6 protein-coding genes are annotated in these 2,465 nt (G+C 33.6%); all 6 read right to left on the reverse strand.

The window, feature by feature from the left end; genetic code table 11:
* A partial coding sequence (locus BLP50_RS14080; protein ID WP_090155882.1) for a hypothetical protein occupies positions 1-245 on the reverse strand: 245 nt, incomplete at its 3' end.
* Between the two features lie 20 nt (positions 246-265).
* On the reverse strand, positions 266-514 hold the full coding sequence (locus BLP50_RS14405) for a hypothetical protein (protein WP_176753797.1): 249 nt from the start codon (positions 512-514) through the stop codon (positions 266-268).
* A 78-nt stretch (positions 515-592) separates the two neighbouring features.
* Entirely contained in the window at positions 593-1,021 is a 429-nt protein-coding gene (locus BLP50_RS14090) for a hypothetical protein (protein WP_090155886.1), read from the reverse strand.
* Between the two features lie 67 nt (positions 1,022-1,088).
* Positions 1,089-1,451: a hypothetical protein gene (locus BLP50_RS14095; RefSeq protein WP_143001156.1), complete on the reverse strand. Its 363-nt coding sequence runs from the start codon at positions 1,449-1,451 to the stop codon at positions 1,089-1,091.
* A gap of 36 nt (positions 1,452-1,487) precedes the next feature.
* Positions 1,488-1,808: a hypothetical protein gene (locus tag BLP50_RS14100; protein ID WP_090155892.1), complete on the reverse strand. Its 321-nt coding sequence runs from the start codon at positions 1,806-1,808 to the stop codon at positions 1,488-1,490.
* A 12-nt stretch (positions 1,809-1,820) separates the two neighbouring features.
* Positions 1,821-2,465, reverse strand: a 645-nt coding sequence (locus tag BLP50_RS14410) for a hypothetical protein (protein ID WP_207645752.1), incomplete at its 5' end; no start/stop codon positions are given.

The raw sequence follows: 2,465 nt of genomic DNA on the forward strand, positions 1-2,465 counted from the left end.
TTTAAATAACGCTTTTCTACTTTTAAAACCCTTCTATAAAGCGCCTCTGTCATCTCTTCTTCCGCTCCTTCATCGAGAATAACAACACCACCTCTCTCATTCGTATCATATACATAAAATATACCATTCTCCTCATAAATACCAATAATGTCAGGAACCTCTGTCATTTTTCCACACTCAACCTGCAAGCTACCAATAATATGATTTTCCGTTGATAGTCTTTTTTGCAATTCAATTAATGTCATTTTTGTATCGCCTTAAATATTCACATTTTTTCATACATACTTGTAATAAAAACATACATGCAATTGTTCTTAATCATTATCTTGCCATCTGCCTCTATTGCTGTATATAAATGTTTCTCTTTTTTTATTTTTTTCCAGACAACTTCTTGCAATATCAACTCTACAGATTTGAAATATTCAACATCCTGTACTTTATTTTGTTGAGCAGCAGAAGGAATAAACTCGGTAGTAACATAATCCAACAACATCAAACACTCAATCATATCCAAATTTGAATATGTGTTTTTGTAGTCTCCAATCGTTTCTCCTTCATCAAAGACTAATCTTAATAGCTTCTGCTTTTTCTGTCATCTTTTCCATTCCTCATGTAATCCATACAAATAATCTTTCACATCATCTTTTACTATTATTTCATCCCTACATAAACTTATTTGTGTATGAGAACCTATTGGCACTCGTTTTAGGATTATGCAATCAATCTCATGTATTAATATATCTTTATAATATACTCCTGGTTCACTACGATTAAAATTATATGTATGTGCCAATTCAGAATTTGTTGTTAAGATTCTTATTGAATTATCTTTTATAAAATCTTCGTATCTAGGTGAGTAAAATAAACAATAATCATTTAATAAATATCTAATAAAAATCTCCTCATCAAAGACTGCATCCACCTCTTTTTCACTTACAGTTTTTTCATATGTATTAATTGTCTCAAATCCAGATATAAACGAATGTAATTCAAACCCTTCTTCTTCTTTTTTACTAGTCAAAAATACTTTACCATCATTGTATACAGCCCTAAATCATCTATTATTGTAAATCGCATATTCACTCACTCTATATTCCTCCTAATAATATCCATTCTGCTTTCACAGTATCCTTTACAGTATAAGCATCAACATCAATTACCGAGTTCTCATTCACACCTATTCCAGAAACACCTTCAGGCGGAAGTCCAATTTCATCCCTAACCACTTTTACCAAAGTAGCTTCTGCATTAGTTAGCACTCTTTGACTATCAAGAAATTCAACAAACTCATCGACTGTCATCCCATGTTGCTCTATAACATTTCTAACTTCAACCGATGTATTTCTATAAATATTTGAAAGATTATTGTTCAGCCCCTCATTAGCCACATCTTCAAGCACTAATCTTCCGAGCTCTCCTGCAGACTCTTTATTGTTTATTATTATGTTCAATTCGTCCGTATAATATCTTCCATCAACTATTCAATATTATTCTTTTTCTATAATCGCGCCCAAACATGGATATTTTTTTAATAATATACGGCTTCCACCTTCTTTACACAGAACAAGATCATTCTCGCTTTTCTTTATTTCGATTATATTTTCAAATTCTCCCGAAAAAATAATATCCTTATTGTATGCAATACCAATATCTATAGTTTTAGCATATGCATCCACCGTTAATGTCAACCCTAAAGATGTGCCATCTTTTAGTGTATAAATTAGCATCCCCTCTCCTTCTTCACCAATAGTTATAGGTTCATTTTCGAAGAATTCAATCATATCCATATCATCATATCTTATATACATATATTAGTCTCCTTACCTTGGAATTACTGTTATAACTTTACCCGTTTCATTAACTATTACAGTAACATCTGCCGTTTGATAAACAAATGTCCCTTCTGTCCTCCCAATTTTAGGGGATGCATTTAAAATTGCATCCTCTATAACAGATGGGGGTATATTTCTTGGATCCACATATTTTTCGCAAAATTTATAATATTCAAGAGTTCCTACTTCTAAACCTTTTTTCTCTGCAAGTATTTCGGCTCTTCTACTCAGCTCTGCTCTTATCGCTGGCGTATCCGGAGCCATCCTCTCTAATGCATGTTGCGAATACTCTCGCCCATTTATTGTACCTCCACCTTCTGGCATATCCCAGCCAATTTCCTTTCCGCCTTCTACTCCGACCTCTTCAACAACTGCCTTTGGACTATCGATAGCATCTATTTTCACATTCTCATTAGCCATAACCTTTGCTGTATTACGAGATGCTGCTGCAGCTTGCATATAATAAGCTCCTGCAGTGAAGGCTCCTGCTATTCCCGAGTTGATTAATACTTGCTTATAGTCAATATTATATGCAGCTTCATCATTTAAGATATTAGCACGAAGAGCTGGATTTATGTATACCTCATCCACATATTCCATTGTAAATCCAGTTACTCCGGCACCTAATGCTCC

Source organism: Pseudobutyrivibrio sp. AR14, assembly GCF_900101325.1.
Lineage (GTDB): Bacteria > Bacillota > Clostridia > Lachnospirales > Lachnospiraceae > Pseudobutyrivibrio.

What these genes read in the sequence shown, in the direction of transcription:
- BLP50_RS14100 (WP_090155892.1), bottom strand. Translation starts at nt 1,808, where the DNA reads ATGTATATAAGATATGATGATATGGATATGATTGAATTCTTCGAAAAT.